This is a genomic window from Methanomicrobiales archaeon (assembly GCA_030019205.1).
Classification (GTDB): domain Archaea; phylum Halobacteriota; class Methanomicrobia; order Methanomicrobiales; family JACTUA01; genus JASEFH01.
This window is the reverse complement of record JASEFH010000062.1, coordinates 1-2,050: the sequence shown is the minus strand read 5'-3', so window position 1 is coordinate 2,050 and position 2,050 is coordinate 1. Positions and strand designations below refer to the sequence as shown.

3 protein-coding genes are annotated in these 2,050 nt (G+C 57.8%); all 3 read right to left on the bottom strand.

Annotated elements, in window-relative coordinates; translation table 11 throughout:
* Nucleotides 1–297: 297 nt before the first annotated feature.
* Nucleotides 298–549: an ATP-binding protein gene (locus QMC96_13300; protein MDI6877730.1), complete on the bottom strand. Its 252-nt coding sequence runs from the start codon at nt 547–549 to the stop codon at nt 298–300.
* Between the two features lie 65 nt (nt 550–614).
* Nucleotides 615–1,142, bottom strand: coding sequence for a histidine kinase dimerization/phospho-acceptor domain-containing protein (locus tag QMC96_13295; protein MDI6877729.1), 528 nt, complete (start codon nt 1,140–1,142; stop codon nt 615–617).
* Between the two features lie 454 nt (nt 1,143–1,596).
* Nucleotides 1,597–1,866, bottom strand: a complete 270-nt coding sequence (locus tag QMC96_13290; protein ID MDI6877728.1) for a hypothetical protein — start codon at nt 1,864–1,866, stop codon at nt 1,597–1,599.
* Nucleotides 1,867–2,050: the final 184 nt, after the last annotated feature.

Genomic DNA, 2,050 nt, shown 5'->3' with positions numbered 1-2,050 from the left:
GGTCAAAGGTGCAGTTGCAGCGGCTGGCGGAATGGTGAAATGCGGAGGGGGCTATCTTCCATATTTCTGAAAATTCTGGAAAGACCCAATATATCAAGCATCCATACCGCAGATGGTCCTTCGACGCATATTTCGTACCTTAGCCTGCTACCATTGCAGGACGACTTTTTGTTGTGCTACCTCAACCGCGACAAAGACCCTAGGCAAAGAGTGGATGTTCTTTCGAAATATAAATCCCTGATAAGAAGTGCAGGTCCCAGGCAAGGCGAAAAACGCCTCCATACACCAATCCCGATCTCACTTCACAGCCGGTATCGTGAAGTAAAACGTCGATCCCTTCCCCGGCTCGGACTCGACCCAGATCCGCCCGCCGTGGCGGTCGATGATCCGTTTGACAATGGCGAGACCGATACCCGTCCCCTCGTAGGCGTCCATGCCATGGAGCCGCTGGAAGATGACGAAGATATTCTCGAAGTACTGGGTCTCGATCCCGATCCCGTTGTCCGTCACCGAGAACCGGACCATGCCATCCTGCTGTTGAGCGGAGATGTGAATGGCGGGGGAACGTCCGGTCTTCTAAACTTGATCGCGTTGCTGACGAGATTCTGGAAGACCTACCGGACCTGGTTGGCATCGGCGATCACCCGGGAGCGGTCCCGGGTGATCGTCGCACCGTTCTCTTCCGCTATGGAATGAATGGAGGCCAGGACATCCTCCACGACCGCCGTCGCGTCCGTGGGGCGGAAGTCCCCGCCTTGGGTGTTGACCCGGGAGAACTCCAGCAGATCGGTGATCAGGTGCTGCATCCGTTTCCCGGCGGAGACGATGTAGTGGAGGAACTCGTCGGCGTCGGGGTCCAGCTGGCCCCGGTAGCGCTTCTCCAGCAGCTGGGTGAACGTCACCATGGTCCGCAGGGGTTCCTGCAGGTCGTCGCTGGAGATGAAGGCGAACCGTTCGAGATCCTCGTTTGAACGTTTGAGACGTTCGGAATACTCCTTCAGGGCCCGCTCGCTCCTGTGCAGCTCGGTGACATCCATGGCGATGAAGATGACGTCTTCATAGGGATGGGCGGGATCGAGCAATGACGAACTGAGCAGGATATCAGAGACCTTTCCGTTCTTGTGCCGCCAGTGAGTCTCCACCGCTCCAAGTCCGTTCTTGAGAATCTGGGCATACTTCTCGCGTCCGACGTGCTCGTACTCGTCGGCTGAAGGGTAGAGGATACGGGAGCATCCCTGCCAGGTCCCGGGAATGCGCCGCCCAGCATCGTTCGAGCGGCTCTATCGGCATAGCGGATCGTGCGCCCGTTGTCGAGCCGCAGCGCGGAATTGGGATTTTCAGCGGGAATTCGTTCGATAGACTCACGTCCCTCCTCCGCTCTCTTCCGTTTCACATCGGCCTGCTTGAGGGACGCAAGCTCCTGACGAAGCGCCGAGTTCGCTCTCCAGGGCTGCTATCCGCTCCAGAATCCTCCGTTCCACTTCCGCAGAAGAATTTCCTCTCTGTTCGTCCGGTGTCTGACGGATTGTCTCTTCGGGTGTGCCTGGGGATACTGCCATGCCCCTCCGCTCGAGATTATACCCCGAGATGAAGGAACTATGCACTATATCGTGAAAAAGTGCCCGTCCCCTCACGGAGGAGAACGCCGGTGATGAGTGAAGAAGAGTCAATTGTTCCTCCTTCGCATTCCTCTCCCCGCCATCGATTGTACTCTCCCGGAACATCAGCCGCTTTGCCGTCTTCGGGGTCGATATCCCTCTCGAGGCCGCTCCGGATCTGTGGGAAGGCCTTCCCGTCTACACCTGCAGTCTCCGCCTCTGAAGAGGCGGGGCGATATCGATCTCGAAAAGACACCAGCCCACTCATGTCGCATGCGATGTCGCCCCTGCCCGATCATAAAAACGCCGAAAAAAACCCATGCAGGGACACCGCTTCCCCGCCCATGGCCGTCTTCCGGGCAGTTGCCGATACGGGCGCCGGGAATCACAGCAAACAATGAGGACATCCCAAAACTATAAGTCCCTTGCGAACCCTCAGCCCCGGTCATGGC

Excerpts from the sequence above, each read along its gene's own strand:
- QMC96_13290 (MDI6877728.1), bottom strand. The coding sequence starts at position 1,866 with ATGAGTGGGCTGGTGTCTTTTCGAGATCGATATCGCCCCGCCTCTTCA.